We start from the raw sequence: 21,889 nt of genomic DNA, 5'->3' as shown, positions 1-21,889 counted from the left end.
CCTGTGTTTGTGAAAAGACACGCCGATTATAAGGGTCATAGTCATAATTATGTAGTAAAAACGTCATAAATTTGTAATCAGCTGTTTGCTTGGGCTGCGTATCTTTCGGGCTGCTGCAAAGGCGGCAGGTCTGATATGCTGTAAATTATTTATGAGCGTTTGATAGCGGGAGTCGCGACGTGTCCGATAACAATCCACTTTCCCAGTTGCCCGATATTCTTCAGTCCGTGGCTGAAAAGCCCTGGAGTCAGCTAGAGTCTCATGCGTCACTGCTGGCGCAGCAAGATTCGGATTTGTTGCAGGAGCTGTGTCGGGTGCTGGCCATCAGTGACTTTGTCGCTGATCAGCTGACACGGCGTTCTGAATGGCTGGAAGGTTTGCTGGATCAGGGTGATGTATTCACGTCTTATCAAGATGGCTGCTATGCAGAGCGACTGGCAGGGCGCTTGGCTGAAGTGGATGATGAAGCCATGCTGCACCAGCAACTGCGTCGTTTTCGTAACTACGAATGGTACGCCTGATCTGGCGTGACCTGACCCGGCGTGCGGATATGCGCGAAACCACCCGTGACCTATCCCATCTTGCTGGTGCCTGCATTGATGAAACCCTGAAATGGCTTTACCAGCGAGCAATAAAGCGCTGGGGGGTGCCTTTATCCGGATCCGATGCGCAGCCGCAGCGACTGGTTGTGCTGGGTATGGGCAAACTCGGAGCGAATGAACTCAACTTGTCTTCGGATATTGATCTGATGTTTTGTTTTCCAGCTAATGGAGAGACGGATCACCCAACGCAATCGCTGGAGAATCAGGATTTTTTCATTCGTCTGGGGCAAAAATTGATTCAGGCCCTGGATAACCAAAACGCTGAAGGCTTCGTCTTTCGGGTAGATATGCGCCTGCGTCCGTTTGGCACAGCGGGCCCACTGGCGGTCAGCTTTACCGCCATGGAGCATTATTATCAGGAACAGGGTCGTGACTGGGAGCGTTACGCGATGATCAAGGCGCGGCCGGTTGCTGGAGATATTGCGGCGGGTGAGCAGTTGATGCAGCAGCTGCGGCCGTTTGTCTACCGTAAGTATATCGATTTCAGTGCGTTTGAATCCCTGCGCGATATGAAGTTGATGATAAACCGTGAGGTGCGTCGCAAAGGCTGGAGCAGAATGTGAAGCTGGGTTCTGGTGGTATACGTGAAATAGAGTTTATTGCCCAGGCCTTTCAACTGATCCGGGGAGGACGAGATCTGGCACTGCAGCAACGAGAGCTGTTGAATATCCTGCCGCTTCTGCCGGAGTATGTGGGTATGCCGGAAACTGCTGTGCAAGAGCTGGTGGATGCTTATGTGTTCCTGCGCAATACCGAGCATGCTATTCAGGCCATCGCTGATAAGCAGACTCAGGAGTTACCCGGTGACTCTCAGGGGCAGGCGCGCATTGCGCTGGCGATGGGGTGTGCAGACTGGGACAGTTTTCAGCAGCAACTGACAGCGCATCGCCAGGCCGTATCCCGGCATTTTGCCGATGTGATTGCGCCCGCTGAGGTTGACGACGATCAGGCTGAGTCCAGTGATGCTGGCGAATGGAAAGCCCTGATCAATGATGAGCTGGATCAGGATCAAGCACTGCAATTATTAGCGCGAAAAGGCTTTGCTGACGCTCAGTTTGCTTTGAAGCAACTGCAATCCTTACAGCAGTCCCGTGCTATGCAGATGCTGCAGCAGGTAGCCAAAACCCGGTTACTCCATGTTTTGCCAGCCTTGCTCGAAGCGGCAGGGCAGTGCAGCAATGCTGAAGTGACCCTGGAGCGGGTGTTGCTGTTAATTCAAGCCGTTTTGCGCCGCTCAGCCTATCTGGTATTGCTCGCTGAAAACCCTAGTGCAATGCAGCAACTGGTCAGGCTTTGTTCATCCAGTGCCTGGTTTGCAGCGCAATTGTCCAAACAACCGGTATTGCTGGATGAGTTGATCGACCCACGCACGCTATTTACCCCACCCGACAAAGCTCGCTTGCAAGCTGAACTGGCACAGCAACTCTTGCGTGTTCCGGAAGATGATATGGAGCAGTTGATGGAAACCTTGCGCTATTTCCATCATGCCCATGTGTTGCGTGTGGCGGCATCCGATATCACCGAGGCGCTACCCTTAATGAAGGTCAGTGACTATCTGACCTGGCTGGCTGAGACTCTGCTGGAGGCTGTGCTGCAAAGTGCCTGGCGGATGTTGACGGAGAAACACGGCGTACCGATGCGGGAACCCGGAGAGCCCTGTGATCCCGACTTTGTGGTGGTGGGGTACGGTAAAATGGGTGGCATTGAGCTTTCCTATGGTTCAGATCTGGATCTGGTGTTTATTCATGATGCCGACCCGGATTTAAATACCAATGGTGATAAATCGGTACCCAATCCGGTGTTCTTTAATCGCCTGGGGCAGAAAATGATTCACTTCCTCAATACCTTCACGCCGTCAGGTCAGTTGTATGACATAGATATGCGTTTGCGGCCATCGGGTAACTCCGGGTTGCTGGTGTCCGGATTGAAGGCTTTCAGACAGTATCAGCAGAAAGAAGCCTGGACCTGGGAGCATCAGGCACTGGTCAGAGCCAGGGTTGTTGCCGGAAGTCCGGCATTGGCAAAGCGTTTTGAGCAGGTCAGAGCTGAGTTATTGTCACAGCCACGTGACCGGGCAGTGTTGCTGGAACAGGTGTGCCGTATGCGTGAGAAAATGCGCCAACACCTGGGTAGCCGGAGTACGGATGACAGCGACAGTTTTGACTTGAAACAGGACCGGGGCGGTATTGTTGATATTGAGTTTATGGTGCAGTTTCTGGTATTGAATCATGCCTGCGAATACCCGGATCTGCTCACCTACACTGACAATATTCGTATTCTGGATAGTATCGAAGCCAATGGATTGCTGGCCGCCGAGCAAGCCGGGTCTTTACGTGATGCTTATCGGGTGTTGCGATCTGTGGGTCATCGTCAAGCGTTGCAGGAACAGTCCAGCAGTGTTGTTGCCGATGAAGAGTTAACCCGGTACCGACAGCAGGTAGCGGCTATCTGGGATGAAGTGATGTGCTGATCAGTTGGAAATTAGATGGGCTGATATAAGAATCAGCCCATCAATACCCGGTTTCAGATCCGGGTCAGCCAGCCGTGGGTATCTTCAGCCTTGCCCCATTGAATATCGTTGAGTGCCTGGCGCAGTTTGCGCGTTGTCTCTCCAACACCACCATGGCCTACGGCATATTCCTTGCCTGGTAAATCAGCGTACCTACTGGTGCCAGTACGGCTGCTGTACCCGATAGTGCTGCTTCACAGCCTGGCTTGGCGGCGCGTTGCAGCAGCTCGTCGACAGTGATTTCACGTTCACTCACCTGCATGCCCATGTCCTGCGCCAGAGTCAGTATGGATTCACGGGTGACGCCATGCAGGAAGCTTTCATCCAGGGCTTTGGTAATAATTTCATTACCATCGATCAACAGAAAGTTAGCCGCACCGGTTTCCTGTACATCACCACCCGGACAGAAAAGTACCTGATCAGCCTGTACTGAATCACGTGCCCGCATGATTGGTTGTAGCGCGCTGGCATAGTTACCACCGCTTTTGATCATGCCCATGTGTGGCGCACAACGCATCCCCTGATCTTCAAGCAACAAGCGTAGCGCCTTGTCACCACCAGCAAAATAATCGCCAACCGGCGAAACCAATACATAAAAGCAAGACGTTACCGAAGGCACCGCCGCTTTGCCGATGGCAGGCTCTGTACCGAAATGTGTCGGACGAATATACAGAGAGCCCGGTGGTGCTGGCACTTCATCCGCAAAACGTGCCACGGTATCCTTGATCATCCGGGCAACACTCGCGTCATCCAATGCAGGTAAACCCAAGAGGCGAGAGCTTTGGGATAAGCGTGCAATATTGCGGTCCATACGGAAAATATTCACCGATCCGTCCGCATGGCGAAAGGCTTTCAAACCTTCAAAGCAGGTGCTGGAGTAATGCAGCACATGCGCACCTGGGTGCAGGCTGATACTGTCACTGCTGACCATTTCCGGGACACTCCAGTTTGAGCCATCAAACCAGGTGATCGCCATTTCAGGCATGAAAACGGTACCAAATGCAGCAGCCATGAATAAATCCTCAAGAAGGTGTTACTGAACAAAGAATCTATCGATTGTAATCATACCGTCCGCTAAAGGGAATTGCCTGAGGCGTCTGGGCGTTAAATTTACCGCAAAGCTGTGGCTTTTCAGGTCTGGCTGGTATCATTAGGTATATTTTAAGCACAAAACATAATGGATAACGCAGTGAGCGTAGTTTGGATAATTCGTGACGCCAAGCCGGGGCATTACAGTCAGTGCGAAGGGCTGAGCAATGCGCTGGTTGAGCGCGTACCTGGCTTGAGGGTTGAAACGCTTGACCGACTTGGACCAACACAACTGCTAAAAATCCTGCTAACGCGTAACCTGCCGCCAGAACTAGAGTCTCTTCGGGACAGGGGAGCTCCCAGACTGTTGATTGCAGCGGGCCATGCAACCCATTTTACCCTGTTAGTGCTGGGTTGGCTGATAAGGGCGAAAACCCTACTGCTGATGAAGCCCAGCCTGCCTTGCCGACTGTTCGATCTTTGCCTGATACCCGTACATGATCAGCCTGCTGAAGCCGATAATATTATTGGCACTCAGGGGGCTTTAAACCCCATGCGATCCGGTATAAAAAAATCAGGGCAGGGGGTGATTCTTATAGGTGGACCTTCAAAGCATCATGATTGGGATGAGCAGGGTTTATTGCAGCAACTCGAAAAAATCACCCAATCACCTGAAGTATACTGGACCCTGACCACCTCACGGCGAACACCGGCATCGACACAAAACCGCATAAGCGAGCTTAGAAATATCGACTTCATCCCATTCGAGTCTACTGCACCTGGCTGGGTAGCCCAACAACTGGCTGCTGCCGAGTATGCCTGGGTGACAGAAGACAGTGTGTCGATGATTTATGAAGCGCTGACCGCCGGCTGTGCCGTGGGTATAATCAAAGTGCCAGGTTCAACTGATAAGCCCAATCGCTTGGTGCGTGGATTGAATGCATTGGTGCAGCAGGGGCAGGTGAGCGTTTACAGTGATGAGAAGGATCCGGATCTGCAGCGTCCGGCTGAAGTATTCAATGAAGCACAGCGCTGTGCACAACTGGTTATAGATAGAGGCTGGTTATGAAAGTTGTACAAGTTCTACCAGCGCTGGAGCTGGGAGGGGTCGAGCGTGGTACTCTGGAAATTGCCAAGGGATTGGTAGAAGCGGGCCATGAGTCCGTCGTGGTATCGGCAGGTGGTCGTTTGGTCACTGAACTTGAGAGCACTGGAAGTCGGCACGTTGGCTGGGAACTGGGCAAAAAATCTCTGCTGACATTGTTGCAGGTGCGCCCTTTTCGGCGTTGGCTGGAACAGGAGCGGCCCGATATTATCCATGTACGTTCGCGCATGCCTGCCTGGATCGTCTGGCTGGCATGGCGAGGTATGAATCCAGCTACAAGGCCGCGTTTTATCACCACCCTGCACGGGATGCACTCCGTAAACCGTTACAGTGCCATTATGGGTAAGGGCGAGCGGGTGATCGCTGTTTCCGAAACCGCCAAGCGCTATCTGCTGGATAATTTTCCCGAGGTTGATCCAGCTAAAGTTTCAGTCATTCATCGGGGGATAGATCCAGAGGAGTTCCCCCGCGGGTATCGCCCATCAGATACCTGGCTGCAGCAATTCTATGCTGAGAATCCACAGACGCAGGATAAGTTTCTGATCTGCTTTCCGGGACGCATCACCCGCTGGAAAGGGCATCTGGATCTGGTTAAGGTAATTGATCAACTCAAGGAACGGCTACCCAATGTACATGTGTTAATAGTAGGTAGTGACCCCAAGGGAAAGTTTCTGGCCGAAGTTAAGAGCGCTATAAAAGCGCGATCGTTAACTGAATACTTTACCTTTCTCGGTACCCGCTCGGACATGAAAGAGCTTTACGCCATTAGCGATGTCATGCTGTCGCTGACCAGTACCACAGCTGAAGCCTTTGGTCGAACTGTTGTTGAATGCCTGTCGATTGGAACACCGGTTGTGGGGTATGCCCATGGGGCGGTAAGCGAAACACTGGGGGAGTTGTTTCCTTTTGGAAGAGTAAATACGTTAGATATCGAAAGCCTGGTACAAAAAACTATTTGTTTTGATTCTAATAGCTCGAATAAAATCCAAGATAATACTGTTTTTTTAAAGGACAGAATGATAGCTGAGACGCTAGCTTTGTATAAAAAGAGTATATGATCTTAATTCATATAGTTGTGTTTTTTTAAAAAGGTTTATGTAATGTTAGATAGGGTCAGTTTTTTTGATAGTAAAAAGGCCAGAAAAATTCATATATTTTTTATTGTTATATTGATTGCTTCTATTTTTGTTGGTTTTAATTATCGAGTTCCTTTGGTTTATGGTGCATTGTTAGGATTATATTTAATATTTTTTAAACTTGATGATAATTTATTGGTGGTTTTTAGTAAGGATTTAGTATGGTTTTTGTCATTGTTGTTGTGGTTTATTTATTATCTGTTCCATGGGTTGCTTTATGGTGATGATGTAAGTGTGATTGGACGAGAAACCATACCTTTATTTATATTTTTATTTTATGTGTCACTTTTTTATTTCTCAAAAATAAAAATTGACCTTTTTTTAGTTTGTGTTTCTGTGTCGCTTGTTTTGGGTGGTATTAGAACTTTTTATAATGCTTATTATTTAGATCTATCAAGGCCATCTTTCACATATCAACCAATAATAGATGCTCATATTCATTTGCTTGGCTCTATGATATGCCTCTTTTATTTTAATGTATTTCAATCCAGGCCGCTTAATTATTTGCTTTTATTTGCGTTTATTATAGGGTTGGTCTCTGCTATTTTGACAGAGACTAGAGGTATTTATCCAGCCTTGGTTTTTTTGATGATTACGTATATTTATAAACGAAATTTTTTTAAAGGGAAAAATATTATTTATGTTTTTCTAGGGGGGCTGGAATTTTATTTTTGGTATTTTCTGGGAAGATTGGTGATAGGGTTGTTTCTCAAACTGCGTATGAGATGAATGAAATATTTCAGGGGAATTTAGATACAAGCATAGGCTTGAGATTGCAAATGTGGGATGTTGCATTGAGAGCCGGCTCTGAAAACTGGTTATTTGGGATAGGGAAAAGTGATGAAAAAAGAAGAGATATTACTTCTGCTATCATTCATGATAAAAACTATGATTCAGGGCTGATGTATCAACACCATAATTTCCATAATGATATTTTGGATCACTTTTTTAAATATGGTTTGATTGGAGTTTTGTTACTAATATTTGTATTTGTTGCACCTATTGTAGGTTTAAACAGAAAGTGGCGAATCTATATGTTGACTATATTAATAGTATTCATTTTTGCTGGGTTGACTGTTAACTTTTTTGAGCATAGGCGGGCATTTGTGATCTATTTTATTCTTGTCGCTATTTTAAGGTACTTAAGTACTGATGAAGGTGGTCGTAGTGAAACTATACAATAAATTATTTCGCTCTACTGGTGATTTTTTACGCTCTATAGTTGTTAGTCGATCAAAAACATTACCCCTAAAAAATGTTAAAAATATTGGGCGTGGAAAACATTTTTTTTTGATTGGCAGCGCACCTTCTGTTAATTTGCTTGATTTAAAGAATCTTTACGATTCAGGTGTTGATTTTGGTTGTGTGAATCTTAGTTATCGTTGTCTGGGTGAGAATAAAAAAATTCCATATCACTTTGTTTCAGATGAGGATTGTTATAATAATTACGCCGCTGAATTTGAATTTTTAGATGTGGGTATGAAATTTTATCGGGCATCTTTTAGAGATAAAGATGCCATTTCTGTTTCTTATAGAAAAGGTGGAATATTAAAGCGTGGATTTCAGGAAAATGTTGAATATGGTATTGGTAATGATTCAAATGTAATGCTTTTTGCTATACAGATTTTATATTATCTTGGTTATGATGTAGTAAATGTAATTGGTTGTGACCTTGATTATAGTCAATCAAAAAAATATGCATATGATATGTGTGATAAAGACTCTATACATGAATTACATGATTCAACTAGTGTTAAAAGAAAAGCAATGAAGAATGCTAATAGTGAGTTTTTAGAAGCCGGGCGTGTTTACAGTCAAGATAGTCGTATGATTAGGAATTGTAGTCCAGTAGGTAATTTAAACTCTATACCACGCTGTGAGTATAAAGTGGCATTAGAAGAAGCGATTAAAGCGATGTTGAAAGTATGAAAATATTGCATGCATTATATTCAGATAGAAAAGGTGGCTTGGAGCGTGCATTTATCAATGCGACTAAGGCTATGTTGGGTTTGGGGCATCAGGTTGAGCTGTTGCTTCCCAGGCAGGCACCATTTCTGAATGAGTTAGATCATCCTCTGCCTCATCATGACTTCAAAAGTGCTGGATACTATAGCCCAAGTGCATGGCTTCGGTGCCATCTGTTGCTGAGAAAAATAGCTCCTGATTTGATTGTTACACACAATTCTCGTGCAACCAGTATATTGGGCAGGGCTTCATTTGGGCTAAACATCCCGCATTTGGCATTTTCTCATAGTAATAAAACCCACAGATTCAAATCTGCTGATCATCTGGTTGTGCTCACCGAGGATATGAAACAGAATTTTATATCCTCTGGAAGAGCAGGTGAAGCAATCAGTATTTTTCCAAATATAATAGAGTATATACCAGAGCTGCCACCCTATACTGAGCGGCAAGATACTGCACCAGTACGTTTGGGTTTTGTCGGGCGTTTGAATGAAGAAAAAGGGTTGGAAGATTTACTTCATGCAATGGCTTTGTTAAAGGATAGTTTTTCGCTGGAATTGTATATTGCAGGTAGTGGACCGGATCAGTTGGCTATTCAAAAGCTGGCCGGACAGTTAGGGATTTTAGAGAATATCCACTTTGCAGGTTGGATAGAGGAGATTGCCGGATGGTTGTCGGAAATAGATCTTGCGGTCTTACCCTCAAGATATGAACCGTTCGGAATTGTGGTGCTAGAAGCGGCGGCCTATGGTTGTCCGGTAATATCAACATCAGCTTCCGGGCCTGCCAGTCAGATACGTGATGGTGTGGATGGCTGGCTGGCTGAGCCGGGTTCACCTCAAAGCTTAGCTTTAAAAATCAGTACAGCTATAAATAATAAGCAGCAATGGCCAGATATACGTAACTCTGCATATTTGCGTGCTCAATATTATTTAATGAGCAACAGACTCCTTGATTTTGAACAAATTTTGATGAAGGTAAAGCATAGTTGAAGTACATAGGTTATATTGGAGTGGCCAGATGTTAGATTTAAGTACAGCTAAGCTTGTTGGAAAAAGCCGGTTCAGGAAGTGTTTCCTGCATCCAAATAATATCGACTATGTAATAAAGGTTCAGCATTTAAATAAATCAGATTGTGACTGTGCCGATTCACCTCATAATAGAGAGCTAGAGTTTCATTCAAAAATCACAGGCTGTCTTGATTTTTTTCCAACATTTATAGGTGTGGAGGAAACAAACTTTGGTCAAGGTCTGGTGTTTAAGAGAATTTCAAATGTTGATGGTAGCGAGCCAATTCATCTGTTTGATCAATACAGGGATAAAAAAATACCACGATTATTCATTTTACAAATTAAAAATATGATGAATCAGCTTGAAAAAGATGCTTTGCTTACCTGTGCGGTTAATCCTGAAAATTTATTGATTGTAAAAGATTATGAAGGTGAGAAATTGGTTTCTTGTGATACTAAAGTTATAACTATTAAAGAATGGCTTCCCCTAAGCAAAATCAGATTTTTTAGGTTATTGAAAGTTAAAAGAAGAAATAAAAGATTGTTTGATTTTTATAGTAAAAGTGTATTGGATTGACGCTTATTTATTTTTTTGATTATTTTTATAATACTCATATAGTTTTATCTGCCTTAGGAAACGGCTATAGGCATAATTTATTGCATAAATATAGCCAATCAACCCCTTACGCCAATAACCTTTGAAAAAGTAGCGCTTAATAAACGACAGCCAGAATTCAAGCAGGATACGTGCTACAGAGGGCTTTCTGCCCTTGTCGACCATGTCCTGTACCTGAGCATCAGAGTAGGCGTTCATTTTTTCAACACGGTGGGCAAAGCTGCGTATGGATGCATGGGCTATTTTGCCGTGTAGTTTTTCCACTTGGCTGTCTGGTTGCATGATTACACGATCATGCACGGGGCTATCGCTATAGCGACCTTTGGATTTTCGATACAGACGTACAGGTTTGTAGGGCGTATTGGGGTTCAGTTCTTCGGTGGGATAGATGATGTCGTGTATAGCGATCTGGTAGCCATCAGCCAGTTTTTGAGGTTGCTCAAAATGTTTGGCTATCTCGCTGCGGAGCGATTCCGTTACGCGTTCATCGGCATCCAGATTGAGCAACCAGTCGTTGTGCGCCTGTTCTTCCGCGAAACGTTTTTGCTGTCCGTAACCCGGCCAGGCATTGTACATAACCCGGGCACCCAGTTCGCTGGCCAGCTCAACTGTGTTGTCCTGGCTGCCTGAGTCGATCAACACCACCTCATCCACCCAGTCAATAACACTGCGTATGGCCGCTGTTATCCTGTCGGCTTCATTCAGGGTGATGATAATGACGCTGATTGGCAGCTTTTCCATAGGATTTTTAGCCTCTCGCCACTTGTGTGTAGGTGGCGATATATTGATTCAGCACGGGCTCTGCCGTGTAACGAGAAAGCAGCTCCTGATAGCCTTGCGTGATCAACGCCTGCTTAAGGTTCTCATCAGTTGCCAGTGACATTACGGCATTTTTTAATGCTGTAGCGCTATGTTTTTCATACATCAAACAGGTGCGGTTGTGTTCAGTAATGGCAAGCGCTCCCTGAGAGTCTGAGGTTATCAGCGGTAGCTGATGTGACCAGGCTTCCAGCAATACGCTGCCAAAGGGTTCATGTCGCGAGGGCACCAGGAAAATATCACTGATATAACAGAAGGTAGAGATATTGTTCTGCCAGCCGGTAAAGATCACACGTTGCTGCACACCGAGTGTTTCTGTGAGTTGTTTTAAGCTGGCTTCTTCTGGACCGGTGCCGACAATCAGATATACATAGTGCTCTGGTAGTAGTTTGAGCGCCTCGATAGCGGTATCCAATCCTTTGACACCATGTAATCTGGCCGGTGTGATAATGACCGTTTTATCAGCTAATCCCATCTCATCTCTAAGTCGTTCGGACACTATCGGGTCATTGGCCGCTGGTAAGTTAACGAAGTTGGGTATGCAGGAAAGGCGCTCAGGGTTCCAGCCTGCCTCTCGAATGTGTTGGCATATATCCTCGGTTGCACCGACCAACCAGTCCATACTTTTATAGTTTTTCAGGGCGTAGTAGCCGCCCAGTCGACCTATTTTGACGCCGTGGCTACTTTTCGGGGTCAGGCTGGCCGCTCGGTTCATCCAGCATTGGATTATATCGGCTTTTTCCAGGTGGGAGATTTTTTTGATCTGGTAGCGGGTGATCAGATCAAAGCTGGAGCGAAAGCCCAGAGCATAGGTTTTGATGTTGCTATGGCATAGTTGCTCTTCCAGCCAGGACCCCTTGCGGACCAGTGCAATAACCTCAATGCCTTCAAAGAGGTTCAGCTCAATACAGAATCTCAGAAAGTGTGCTTCCGCACCACCAGCATGTTGAGCACCGCAGATCTGGATGACTTTCATGGCACTTTACTCTCGGTTTGTGGCGGGTTTCGGTACAGATAATTTTTACCCTTGGGGTGGCTCTTGAAGCGCCGATGAACCCACATATATTGAGCTGGGTCTTTGCGTATAGCGGTTTCGATAGCCCGGTTGATCAGGCTGGCATCTTCTTGCAGGTCGCCCGTTGGAAAGGGTTCTATGGCGGGGTAAAGTTCCAGTTCGTATTGGCCGTTTTCGGTGCGATGCTGTGCGAGCATTAGGATGGGAGAAGCATTTAGTTTTGCTAGCCGGGTGGTTGCCGTTAATGTAGCAGCAGGGACACCAAAAAAAGGTACAAATACAGACTGCTTCATGCCGAAGTCCTGATCCGGCGCATACCAGATAATCTCATTATTTTTCAATTTTCGGATCACGCTACGAAAGTCAGAACGGTCGATATTATGGGTGAAACGTGCCCGTCCATTGTAAATGATACGATCAAGCAATGGGTTGTTGTTGGGGCGGTAAAGGGTGTTCAGTGGGTAGTGAAAGGAGAACAGCAACCCGCCCAGATCCAGGGTTGAAAAGTGCGCACCAAGCATGATCACACCCTTGCCTTGGGCGAGCGCGGTATCCAGGTGTTCGCGGCCTTTTAGCGTCACGCGCTGCTTGAACCATGATTCCGGTGCCCACCAGGCCATGGCAGCTTCCATTATGCCTATGCCGTTATGGCGAAATACATCACGGAACATTTTTTGATGCTGAGTTGCATTGAGGCCAGGGAAGCACAGGTGCAAGTTAGTGTGGGTGACGTGGCGGCGCTCGCGGGCGAGGTGGCTGAGTAGCCAGCCAAATCCGGCGCCAATACGCAGTTGCCAGCGATACGGAAGGTAGACAAGCAATCGCAGCAAACCCACCCAGGTTAGTGTTGGCCAGAGGCTGGGTTGTTTCAGTATCTGCAGGAAGTTATCGTTGGCTGCCACGGGCTGTTTCACTGATTCAGAACAAAAGATGCTACATTCTAACCTGATATCTGTGGCGTGTGCAGTTATACTACGGCTTTTGTATGAGTCACCGCTAAGAGAGAAGTATGCAGAAAAATACAAATATTCAGGTTGCATCGGGTTGGGATGTGTACAAACGCTTGCTTAGTTATGTGCGTGGACACTGGCCGATGTTTATACTCGCGTTTAGCGGTTTTGTGCTCTATGCCGGTTCCCAGACAGCGGCGGCCAAATGGCTGGAGCACTTCATCGATGCGGTTGAAAAAGGCAATTTAGATCATCGCATCTGGTTGGCGCTGGCGATCATTGCGATCTTTTTTGTTCGGGGTATAGGGACGCTGCTGGGTAACTATGGGTTTTCTTATGTTGCCCGTGCTGTCGTCAGTCGTCTGCGTTGTCAGATGTTTGATCATTTATTGGTGCTACCCTGTGCTTTTTATCAGCAGCATACTTCGGCGGAGCTATTGTCGCGTCTGACTTACAATGTAGAACAGGTGACGGGAGCGGCAACCGACGCTCTGAAAACCGCTGTGCGAGAAGGGCTCACAGTAGTTGGCTTGTTTGGTTATATGTTGTTCCTTAACTGGAAGTTGACTATGTTGTTTGTGGTGGTGGCACCCTTGGTGGGTGGCGTGGTTGCGCTGGCTTCCAAGCGCCTGCGTCGTCTCAGTCACGGCATTCAAAACTCGGTAGGCGATATTTCTTCAGCGGCATCAGAAGCAATCAAAGGTTATCAGGTTGTACGTATATTTGGCGGTGCCGAGGCTGAACGTACCCGCTTCAATCGCGTATCTGAGCGTAACCGGCGTCAGTTTATGAAGATGGTAGTTACCCAGTCGATCACCACACCAGTGGTACAGATGCTGGTAGCGGCTGTGGTGGCGTTGTTGACCTATATTGCCATGTCACCGGCATTGGTTGCGTCTATGACGACGGGCCAGTTTATTGCTTTTATCTCAGCGGCTTCGTTAATGGCCAAGCCTATCCGTCAATTGACTGAAATTAACAGCACGATACAAAAAGGTATTGCCGCAGCAGAAAGCTTTTTTACACTATTTGATGAGTTGCCGGAAAGTAATACCGGTTCAGAAGAGCTGGTAACCGCTAACGGACGTGTCGAGTTTAAGTCAGTTTCTTTTACCTACCCCAGAGTGATGAACCCGCTTTAAAGCAGGTCAGCTTTCGTATTGAGCCGGGTGAAACGATCGCGCTGGTAGGGCGCTCAGGCAGCGGTAAGTCGACGCTTGCCGGTTTGCTGCCGCGTTTTTATGATGTGGTTGATGGTGAAATTCTGCTGGATGATCGCCCACTCTCCTACTATACACTCGACAGTCTGCGCAGCCAGATAGCCTTGGTAAATCAGCATGTGGTGTTGTTTGAAGGCAGTATTGCTGAAAATATTGCCTATGGTGCGTTGGCGGGAGCCTCTGATGACGCCATTCGTGCGGCAGCAGATGCCGCCATGGTGTCAGAATTTGCGGATCGTTTACCTTTGGGGCTGAATACCCTGGTTGGTGAAAATGGCTTGTTGCTATCGGGTGGGCAGCGTCAGCGTATTGCCATAGCACGGGCGATTCTCAAGGACGCCCCTCTGTTGATACTGGATGAGGCAACATCCGCTTTAGATACAGAATCGGAGCGCTATATTCAAACCGCACTTGAACATGTGGTTAAGGATAGAACCACGCTGGTGATTGCGCACCGATTATCGACGATAGAACGCGCTGACCGCATTCTGGTTATGGAGAACGGTGTGGTGATCGAGCAGGGCAATCATGCCGAGCTGCTGGCGCAAGGGGGCAGTTATGCGCGCCTTTACAATATGCAATTTAATCCTTAGTGGGTGATGGGGTCGATGAAAGGTTTGTCTGCGCTGGGTGAAACCGCCAGCAAAGTCTGGTTGTTACTGCTGGTCAATGCGCTTCTCTGGACATTACTGCCCTGGCTGGTAGCCTACAGTTTGCCACTGGATGTGGTGGAAGGGTTATTCTGGGGACAAGAATGGCAGTGGGGCTATTACAAGCATCCGCCGCTTCCCGCCTGGCTGGTACAGATCTCCTGGTTGGCCTTGGCTGATCTGGGGCCTTTTCTGCTTAGCCAGTTGACCCTATTAGTTACACTGTTGTTTGTTTGGTTGCTGGGTTTACGCTTACTGAGTCGTGAAAAGGCTGCGTTAGGAACTTTGCTTCTACTCGGCGTCTATTACTTCACTTGGCCAACACCGGAATACAATCACAATATCGCACAAATGCCTTTCTGGGCGGCGGCCACTTATTTTTATCACTGCGCTATTACTGATGGGCGTTACCGCCATTGGCTGCTATTGGGCCTTTGTGTTGGCCTGGGTTTACTGACCAAGTATGTAATCGTAGTGCTGTTAGCAGCGATGTTTTTACACCTGCTGACGCAGCGTGAGACCAGGAAACAGCTATTACACTGGCCGCTCTGGAGCGGTGTATTGTTAATGGGTGCGATTTTCTTGCCGCATCTGTTATGGCTTGTTCAGCATGATTTTTTACCACTGGCCTATGCTGAAAAACGCTCCGGCGGTGCGCTCGGACTTGAGGCTCATCTACTTGGCCCACTTAAATTTTTGCTGGTGCAGCTACTCGATCATCTGCCCTTATTGCTGTTGCTGGCCGCCTCTGGCTTTTTCACTCGCTCGCTCTGGTGTCGTGATCAGACCGACTCACAGAACAAATGGTTCTTGCTATGTCTGGGCTTGGGGCCAGCGCTGCTGACCGCATTGGGTGCTGGCTTAACGGGGACCGGGTTGCGGGATATGTGGGGTACGCCCATGTGGAACTTGTCAGGTCTGTTGCTGGCGGCCTGGTTAATGACGCCACTGCCCGCGCTGCGGCAGAAAAAGCTACTGCGAAATACCTGGGTGATGGTGCTACTGCTGGTGTTGTTGCGCTTGGTAGATATGAGCTTGCTACCCTATCTGAAGGACAAGCCTTCACGCATAGGTTGGCCGGATAAGGCTATGGCGGTTGAGATGGAGCGTATCTGGACCGAGCACACAGACTGCCCGTTGGATATTGTCGCATCTGAGTACTGGCTGGGTGGATTGATGGCGTTGCGGGCATCCACTCAGCCGTCGGTGTTGATTGATGGGCGCCTGGAATACAGCCCGTGGATTGATGAGGAGCGTTTAGCGCAATCCGGGGCACTGCTCATTTGGCAACAGGGTGATGAAGTGCCCACAGATTTGGCTTGGCTGGGTACTATTGCTGCACAGGGGGCGCTAGCCTTGGACTGGCCGATGGGTTCGGCAGCGCCTTTACAGTTACATTGGGCTGTGGTGGCGCCTGCCTATTCGTGTGACTGATTAGGTGGTGTGTTCAGCAGTGCTTCCAGTTCCGCTTCAAGTCGATTGAGTGCGCCAGCATGGCTGGTAACAAAGTGCTGGGCGGCTTGTCCGGCTTGGGCGGCATTTTCTGGATTGCTCAGCCAATGCTGCACTTGTGTCACTACGGCTTGGTATTGCTAACCTGAACCAGTGCGCCAGCCGAAGCCAGTCCTTGGGTGATGGCGGCGAAATTAAAGGTATGTAAGCCGGTAATTATCGGTTTACCTAATAAGGCTGGTTCCAATGGATTGTGTCCACCCCGTTCAATCAGTGAACCACCGACAAAGACGATGTCAGCGGCACTACAGAAGGACATCAGCTCGCCCATGGTATCGGCCAGATAGACCTGTGTAGTGGCAATCGGCAGGGCACTCTGGCTACGTCTGACATGGGATAGGCCTGATTCCTGACATAACTGGGCAACTGTATCAAAACGTTCGGGATGACGGGGCACTAGCACAATCAATACATCAGGGTAGGCAGCCAGTAGCTCCGGCAGGCTTGCCAAAAGCTGGGACTCTTCAACATCATGCGTACTGGCTGCCAGGAATACCGGGCGTGCGGCGCCCCAGTGCTGTCGAAGTTGCTGAGCATCTTCGGCCCATTGTGGATTGATCTCCACATCAAATTTGATGCTGCCGATGACCTTGAGCCGGTCTGGGTCCAGGCCAAGCGCCTTGAAGCGCTCAGCATCTGAGTGATCCTGAACGGCGACCCGGCTGAGCCGGCTCAGCATGTCACGGGTCAGGCCAGCAAAGCGGGCATAGCCGCGTGCAGAGCGTTCCGATAAACGCGCATTGGCTAATAACGTTGGAATCTGTTGGCGCTGGCATTGTCTTAAGAAGTTAGGCCAGAGTTCGGTTTCCACTATGACGCAAGCGCGTGGTCGGGTGATGTTAATAAAACGGCTCATGGCCCAGGGCAGATCGTAGGGGCAGTAACGGTGCGATACCTGGTCACCGAACAGTTGCCTGACCCGGTCAGCCCCGGTCGGTGTCATGGTGGTGATGAGTACCGGGATTTCCGGGTGTTGCTGCAGAAAGCGCCTGACCAGCGTGGCGACTGCTTGCACTTCGCCGACTGAAACGGCATGAATCCATAGTGGTGCAGTAGAGGAAACAAGTGGTGGGGTAAATCCCAGACGCTCTGTCCAGCGCTGCCGATAAGCTGGCGCGCGTCGCCCGCGGAACCATAAGCGGACCAGGATTGATGGCAATAACAGATGCAATACAAGAGTGTAAATATAACGACTTATCATAGGATTTGCTGGCTATCCGGTGCGCAATTCAAAGATATAGTTTACCATTAACTCTCTAAGTCTGTAGGACTTGAAACTGGATAGAACAATGCCCGAAAAAATAACACAACATACATCGGAATCGGATCCATCGTTAACGCCGCGTAAGATGGAGCTGCCCCCGTCCATCACCTGTATTTTGCCGGCTTACAATGAAGCCGACAATCTGCGAGAGATGATTCCGTTGCTCTGCGAATATCTTCCACGCTTATCCAGTCGATTTGAAGTGCTGGTGGTGGATGATGGCAGTCGAGATGCTACTTCAGCCGTAGCGATCCAATTGGCTGAGCAGTATCCGGTGTCATTGATCCGACTATCGCGAAATTTCGGTAAAGAAGCGGCTATGAGCGCTGGTCTTGATCATGCTGATTCGGACCTTGTGATTCTGATGGATTCCGATATGCAGCACCCGGTGGATGTGCTTGAAGTCTTTTATCAGCATTGGCTGGAAGGCTACGACATGATCTACGGGATACGTTCAGATCGATCAGATGAACACCCGATCAAGCGCCGGATGACTGGCTTTTTTTACCATATGCTCAGCCAGAGTGCCGATGTTGAGATTCAGGCTGATGCCGGTGACTTCCGCATGATGGATGCCAAAGTTGTACGTGCCTTGCGGGCCTTGCCAGAGCGCAAGCGGATGATGAAAGGGCTGTTTGCCTGGGTCGGGTTTCGTAGCATCGGTGTACCCTTTCAGGTTGCGCCTCGCTTCAGTGGACAAACCTCTTTTGGAATCCGTCGCCTTTCCTCCCTGGCCCTGACAGGCATTACCGCTTTCAGCAGTACGCCTTTGCGAATCTGGATGTTTATTGGAGCCGGAATCTCCTTTCTGGCAATCGCTTATGCGGTCATCGTCGTGCTGAGAACAATGATCTGGGCGTCGATGTGCCGGTTGGCCGACACTGGTGGCTGGTATCGGTTTTCTGGGTGGTATGCAGTTGCTCTCAGTAGGAGTGTTGGGTGAATATGTGGCGCGGATTTTCTCTGAAGTGAAGGCGCGGCCTGTGTATCTTGTTTCGGATTACCATCCTTTGGCCACGCGTAAAAAAACTGAGCAAAAAACAGAGTCTATTGACTGATGCTGGCGCAGGTTTCACGCTTTATCGTGGTAGGCGTCACCGCACTGATTGTGCACTGGCTGGTGGTTAGACTGCTGGTGCCACTTGGGCTGATACCACTGATTGCCAATGTGTTTGGTTTTGTGGTGGCTTTTAATGTCAGCTACTTTGGCCATCGCAGGTTGACCTTCAAGGCCGAAGCGTTAAACCATTCACGCACCCTGCCACGCTTTGCTACCGTGGCCTTGGCTAGCTTTGCTGTAAATGAAACTCTGTATGCCCTGCTGCTGACCTTTACCTCTTTGCGGTATGACCTGGCACTGTTTATCGTACTCGGCGTGGTGGCGGTACTGACTTATTTGTTCAGTCGCTTTTGGGCTTTCGCGGTATGAAATCTGTGGTTCTATGTGCTGATGATTTTGGTTTGTCTGCCGAGATCAATGAGGGGATTTTGCAGCTATTAGAGTGTCAGCGCTTGTCAGCGGTCAGTTGTATGACCTGTTTGCCATACTGGAATTCATCAGCCCTGACATTGAATACTCTTCGTAGCAGAGCCGCTATCGGATTACATTTTAATCTGACTGAGTCACCACGTGCTGTGTCTTTAGGTCACCTGATGCAGCAGTCATTGACTGGCCGTTTGGATCATCAGTGGGTGAGGGATGAGCTGCAGCGTCAGTTGGATGATTTTGAAAACGTTTTAGGTTGTCGTCCAGACTTTGTCGACGGCCATCAGCATGTTCAGGTTTTTCCTGGTATCCGTCAGGTTTTGATCGAAGTGCTGCAAACGCGTTATACCGATCAACAGCCCTGGGTGCGTAGGGTTGCTCCCCATCTGACAGGCCATGACGCCTTGGTTAAGGCGCTGGTGTTACGTTTGATGAGCACTGGTTTTGCGACACAGATGCGTCGACAGCAGTTACCGCTGACGCAGGCTTTTGCGGGACTTTATTCACTCAATCCGAATGCTGATTTCGCCAGTCTGTTACATGGATGGATTAATCAGTTACCCGATGGCGGCTTGATCATGTGTCATCCAGGTGCCACAGGGAAAAGCGTAACCGGACTGGCCCTGACTCGTCAGCGTGAATTGGCGTATCTGTCTGGTGACAGCTTCCTGTCACGCTTGCAACAGCAAGCTGTCAATCTGACAGCCACGCCAACCCTGTACTGATTTCGTTGCTTAAAAGCGGTGCTAGCTATACTTTGAATCGCCCGACTCTAACCTGTAACTGATTAGCCAGTTGTGCCAGTTCATCACTTGCCGCGGCAATATTACTAGAGCCGCTGGATAGTTGCTCAACGCCACTGCTGATGCGGACCAGTGTTTGACTGACATCATCTGCAACAGCCGACTGCTCTTCTGTAGCACTGGCAATTTGCGTGTTCATATCGTTGATGGTGGCGATGACGCCTGTTATATCCTGAAGTTTGTCAGAAGCCTGTCCGGCACACTCAACTGCTACATGCGCTTTGGAATAGCTGTTTTGCATGACATCAGCGGCATGTTTTGAGGCGTTTTGCAGTTTTTCAATAATGATACGAATCTCTTCCGTAGAAGTCTGAGTGCGTGTTGCCAGGGTTCTAACCTCATCGGCAACAACCGCAAACCCGCGCCCATACTCTCCAGCACGGGCGGCCTCAATAGCCGCATTCAGTGCAAGCAGGTTTGTTTGCTCAGCGATGCCACGGATTACTGCCAGTACAGTGCCTATGGATTCGGTATCATTTTGCAAACGTTGCATAACCTCTACGGCTTTTTGGACTTCTTGCGACAGCAGACCTACCTCATTAGCGTTTTTCTGCACAATAGTTTCACCGTCTTTAACAGACTGATTGCATGCATCTGCAGCCTGTGCAGCTTGAGCCGCATTGCCCGCAACCTGAGTGACTGAAGCTGCCATTTGTGTCATCGATGAGGCGGCAAGTGTTGTTTCGTGGCTTTGTTGTTGAACCTGCTGGTTGGTGACCTGGCTGGATGCTGCCAGCTCTTCAGCTGCTGCTCCGAGCTGTATGGATGCATCAGAAACCTGTTTAATCACTAACTGCACACCGCTCACAAATTTATTGAAGCTTCGCGCCAGATCACCGAGCTCATCCAGTCGCTCCTCACTCAGCCGTTGGGTGAGATCGCCATCTCCGGCAGCAATCTGGTCCAGCGCCGAACGTGTTGCATTGATAGGTTTAACGATCACGCGTGAGACAAGCACAATAATAATCACTAAGATAATCAGCGTAATGGAAAAAGCCAGTATTAGGGATGAACGTAAATTCAATGCGGCAGTCATTACCTGATTGTAAGGTAGCGCAACAGCCAGCGCCCAGCCTGGGGTGTTATCTACAGGTTGATAGGCAACAATGGATTGCTGTTGACTATCAAGCTGTAGTTCAGCGATACCGGTTTCACCTGCAATCATTTGTTTAGACAGCGCCGCGTACTCAGGGAGTTGTGACTCCAGAGCGTTGTCATTCATTCGGCGATTGGTATCTGGGTGAGCAATGTAAATTCCGCGTGAGTCTATCAGCCAGGCACTGGCTTGGTCTGAGGAGATCTCATCAATTAGCTGTGTCAGGGTGTCAAGTGTTACAGTGGCCGCGAGCAATCCGATGACTTGTCCAGACGAATTATAGACAGCTTGGGCCATCACAACGATGGCATCGCCAGTAGAGCCGGAGATTAATGGGTCACTAACAAGCGTGGTCTGGCTTTTTTGAATGACCAGCTTCTGAAAGTAGTCCCGGTTTGCACGGTCGGCAATATTGCCATTGTGGTGGTAACCCTTACCTTCGAGATCGATAAATAGCATGACCTGGAAGCTATCATCCATTTTTTTGCCAAAGTCCTGGATAAACGCAAAGATATCATCGGTATTGCCGCTGGTGAGTGTTGATGTGCTAGCCAGCGTCTGAATGACAGCCATGCGCTCGTTAATCCAGGCGCTGACAGCGTCTGAGCTGCTTAATGCAACCATACTTGCAGAGGCTTCCCCCTGCGCTGCTACAGTGCGGCTGGTATGTTGAATAACAATATAAGCGGCCAAAAAAAGGCACACGGCAAGCGGCAGACTGGTGAACAAAATCAGCCTGGGAGTCATTTTTAGTCGCTTTAGCATGCTGTTCTCCATTTATGCCAGCATAGGCTGGGCGCCATTCAGCATAAGTAAGTCTGCAGAGCCATGATACATATCAGATAATAGTACTCGCGGTATTCTTGCGCAATTTTAAAAAAGTCTGCCCATGCTTGTGTTGCCTCGCCTCTGCCCATCAACACCCACATCAGGTTATAATCATCGGTTTAATCAGATAATCAGCCCTGAGGGTGGTGCCGTATGAAAATTTTCTGGTCAGTGGTGTTTGTAAGCCTGCTACTTTTGGCTGGCTGCGGGCAGAAAGGGCCGCTGTATTTGCCGGATCAGCCGGATACCACAACCGAACAGGGTGAATGAGATA

21 protein-coding genes and 2 pseudogenes are annotated in these 21,889 nt (G+C 48.4%); 16 read left to right on the top strand and 7 right to left on the bottom strand.

All coding sequences use genetic code 11. The annotated features are described in order from the left end of the window. Positions 1-179: 179 nt before the first annotated feature. Both LH51_RS22405 and glnE read left to right on the top strand, forming a co-directional pair. Positions 180-1,165, top strand: a pseudogene (locus LH51_RS22405) (hypothetical protein). Continuing rightward, complete coding sequence (gene glnE / locus LH51_RS07505; protein ID WP_052063555.1) at positions 1,162-3,072, top strand: bifunctional [glutamate--ammonia ligase]-adenylyl-L-tyrosine phosphorylase/[glutamate--ammonia-ligase] adenylyltransferase; 1,911 nt, start codon at positions 1,162-1,164, stop codon at positions 3,070-3,072. Before LH51_RS22405 ends, glnE begins: the two are co-directional and overlap by 4 nt. Before the next feature lie 53 nt (positions 3,073-3,125). On the opposite strand, the pseudogene LH51_RS07500 reads toward glnE, so the two are convergent. Next, positions 3,126-4,123 (bottom strand): annotated as a pseudogene (locus LH51_RS07500) (branched-chain amino acid aminotransferase). 165 nt (positions 4,124-4,288) lie between these two features. Here LH51_RS07500 and LH51_RS07495 point away from each other — a divergent pair. Genes LH51_RS07495 through LH51_RS19960 form a run of 7 tightly spaced genes read left to right on the top strand, consistent with a single transcriptional unit; the run spans position 4,289 to position 9,933 of the window. After that, positions 4,289-5,209, top strand: coding sequence for a mitochondrial fission ELM1 family protein (locus LH51_RS07495; RefSeq protein ID WP_036521137.1), 921 nt, complete (start codon positions 4,289-4,291; stop codon positions 5,207-5,209). Beyond that, positions 5,206-6,303 carry a glycosyltransferase family 4 protein gene (locus tag LH51_RS07490; RefSeq protein ID WP_036521135.1) on the top strand — a complete coding sequence of 366 codons (1,098 nt, stop codon included), beginning with the start codon at positions 5,206-5,208 and terminating at the stop codon, positions 6,301-6,303. The genes LH51_RS07495 and LH51_RS07490 overlap by 4 nt, the downstream gene beginning before the upstream one ends. A 42-nt stretch (positions 6,304-6,345) precedes the next feature. Then, the gene (locus LH51_RS07485; protein WP_036521132.1) at positions 6,346-7,110 is read left to right on the top strand and encodes a hypothetical protein; all 765 of its coding nucleotides are present in this window, start codon (positions 6,346-6,348) and stop codon (positions 7,108-7,110) included. Continuing rightward, the gene (locus LH51_RS07480) at positions 7,107-7,565 is read left to right on the top strand and encodes an O-antigen ligase family protein (protein WP_036521129.1); all 459 of its coding nucleotides are present in this window, start codon (positions 7,107-7,109) and stop codon (positions 7,563-7,565) included. Before LH51_RS07485 ends, LH51_RS07480 begins: the two co-directional genes overlap by 4 nt. Beyond that, positions 7,549-8,310, top strand: a complete 762-nt coding sequence (locus LH51_RS07475; protein ID WP_036521125.1) for a hypothetical protein — start codon at positions 7,549-7,551, stop codon at positions 8,308-8,310. Before LH51_RS07480 ends, LH51_RS07475 begins: the two co-directional genes overlap by 17 nt. Continuing rightward, a complete protein-coding gene (locus LH51_RS07470) occupies positions 8,307-9,338 on the top strand; it encodes a glycosyltransferase (RefSeq protein WP_036521123.1) in 1,032 nt (343 codons plus the stop codon). The genes LH51_RS07475 and LH51_RS07470 overlap by 4 nt, the downstream gene beginning before the upstream one ends. 28 nt (positions 9,339-9,366) lie before the next feature. After that, positions 9,367-9,933 (top strand): YrbL family protein, encoded by a 567-nt coding sequence (locus LH51_RS19960; RefSeq protein ID WP_081960722.1) that lies wholly within the window; start codon positions 9,367-9,369, stop codon positions 9,931-9,933. 3 nt (positions 9,934-9,936) lie between these two features. Here the strand turns inward: LH51_RS19960 and LH51_RS07460 are convergent, their stop codons facing one another. Genes LH51_RS07460 through lpxL form a run of 3 tightly spaced genes read right to left on the bottom strand, consistent with a single transcriptional unit; the run spans position 9,937 to position 12,708 of the window. After that, positions 9,937-10,713, bottom strand: coding sequence for a glycosyltransferase family 2 protein (locus tag LH51_RS07460; RefSeq protein WP_036521120.1), 777 nt, complete (start codon positions 10,711-10,713; stop codon positions 9,937-9,939). Positions 10,714-10,720: 7 nt separating this feature from the next. Continuing rightward, the gene (locus LH51_RS07455; RefSeq protein WP_036521118.1) at positions 10,721-11,767 is read right to left on the bottom strand and encodes a glycosyltransferase; all 1,047 of its coding nucleotides are present in this window, start codon (positions 11,765-11,767) and stop codon (positions 10,721-10,723) included. Further along, positions 11,764-12,708 (bottom strand): LpxL/LpxP family Kdo(2)-lipid IV(A) lauroyl/palmitoleoyl acyltransferase, encoded by a 945-nt coding sequence (gene lpxL, locus LH51_RS07450; RefSeq protein ID WP_235263599.1) that lies wholly within the window; start codon positions 12,706-12,708, stop codon positions 11,764-11,766. The genes LH51_RS07455 and lpxL overlap by 4 nt, the downstream gene beginning before the upstream one ends. A 107-nt stretch (positions 12,709-12,815) precedes the next feature. Between lpxL and LH51_RS24165 the strand changes: the two genes are divergently transcribed. Genes LH51_RS24165 through LH51_RS07440 form a run of 3 tightly spaced genes read left to right on the top strand, consistent with a single transcriptional unit; the run spans position 12,816 to position 16,060 of the window. Then, entirely contained in the window at positions 12,816-13,898 is a 1,083-nt protein-coding gene (locus LH51_RS24165; RefSeq protein WP_327124534.1) for an ABC transporter permease, read from the top strand. Positions 13,899-13,915: 17 nt separating this feature from the next. Then, positions 13,916-14,569: an ABC transporter ATP-binding protein gene (locus tag LH51_RS24160; RefSeq protein ID WP_327124545.1), complete on the top strand. Its 654-nt coding sequence runs from the start codon at positions 13,916-13,918 to the stop codon at positions 14,567-14,569. Between the two features lie 15 nt (positions 14,570-14,584). Next, entirely contained in the window at positions 14,585-16,060 is a 1,476-nt protein-coding gene (locus LH51_RS07440) for a glycosyltransferase family 39 protein (protein ID WP_036521116.1), read from the top strand. On the opposite strand, the gene LH51_RS20790 is transcribed toward LH51_RS07440, so the two are convergent. Both LH51_RS20790 and waaA read right to left on the bottom strand, forming a co-directional pair. After that, positions 16,045-16,203, bottom strand: a complete 159-nt coding sequence (locus LH51_RS20790; protein WP_160173695.1) for a hypothetical protein — start codon at positions 16,201-16,203, stop codon at positions 16,045-16,047. The two genes, LH51_RS07440 and LH51_RS20790, sit on opposite strands and share 16 nt — an antisense overlap. Next, on the bottom strand, positions 16,203-17,339 hold the full coding sequence (gene waaA, locus LH51_RS07435; protein ID WP_144244207.1) for a lipid IV(A) 3-deoxy-D-manno-octulosonic acid transferase: 1,137 nt from the start codon (positions 17,337-17,339) through the stop codon (positions 16,203-16,205). Before waaA ends, LH51_RS20790 begins: the two co-directional genes overlap by 1 nt. An 88-nt stretch (positions 17,340-17,427) precedes the next feature. Between waaA and LH51_RS07430 the strand changes: the two genes are divergently transcribed. The 3 genes from LH51_RS07430 to LH51_RS07420 all read left to right on the top strand — a co-directional run bounded on the left by LH51_RS07430 (position 17,428) and on the right by LH51_RS07420 (position 19,613). Then, positions 17,428-18,345, top strand: a complete 918-nt coding sequence (locus tag LH51_RS07430; protein ID WP_200881906.1) for a glycosyltransferase family 2 protein — start codon at positions 17,428-17,430, stop codon at positions 18,343-18,345. 114 nt (positions 18,346-18,459) lie between these two features. Continuing rightward, positions 18,460-18,831, top strand: coding sequence for a GtrA family protein (locus LH51_RS07425; protein WP_052063554.1), 372 nt, complete (start codon positions 18,460-18,462; stop codon positions 18,829-18,831). Further along, entirely contained in the window at positions 18,828-19,613 is a 786-nt protein-coding gene (locus tag LH51_RS07420; protein ID WP_052063553.1) for a ChbG/HpnK family deacetylase, read from the top strand. The genes LH51_RS07425 and LH51_RS07420 overlap by 4 nt, the downstream gene beginning before the upstream one ends. A 25-nt stretch (positions 19,614-19,638) precedes the next feature. Here LH51_RS07420 and LH51_RS18995 read toward each other — a convergent pair whose 3' ends face one another. Further along, complete coding sequence (locus tag LH51_RS18995; protein WP_052063552.1) at positions 19,639-21,552, bottom strand: methyl-accepting chemotaxis protein; 1,914 nt, start codon at positions 21,550-21,552, stop codon at positions 19,639-19,641. Positions 21,553-21,768: 216 nt separating this feature from the next. On the opposite strand from LH51_RS18995, the gene lptM reads away from it, so the two are divergent. Next, complete coding sequence (lptM, locus tag LH51_RS19955) at positions 21,769-21,885, top strand: LPS translocon maturation chaperone LptM (protein WP_081960719.1); 117 nt, start codon at positions 21,769-21,771, stop codon at positions 21,883-21,885. Positions 21,886-21,889: the final 4 nt, after the last annotated feature.

Origin of the sequence: Nitrincola sp. A-D6 (genome assembly GCF_000764495.1) — a bacterium.
In the GTDB taxonomy this organism is placed as follows: Bacteria; Pseudomonadota; Gammaproteobacteria; order Pseudomonadales; family Balneatricaceae; genus Nitrincola.
The sequence above is the reverse complement of the archived record's forward strand: the minus strand, read 5'-3'. Positions and strand labels throughout refer to the sequence as shown.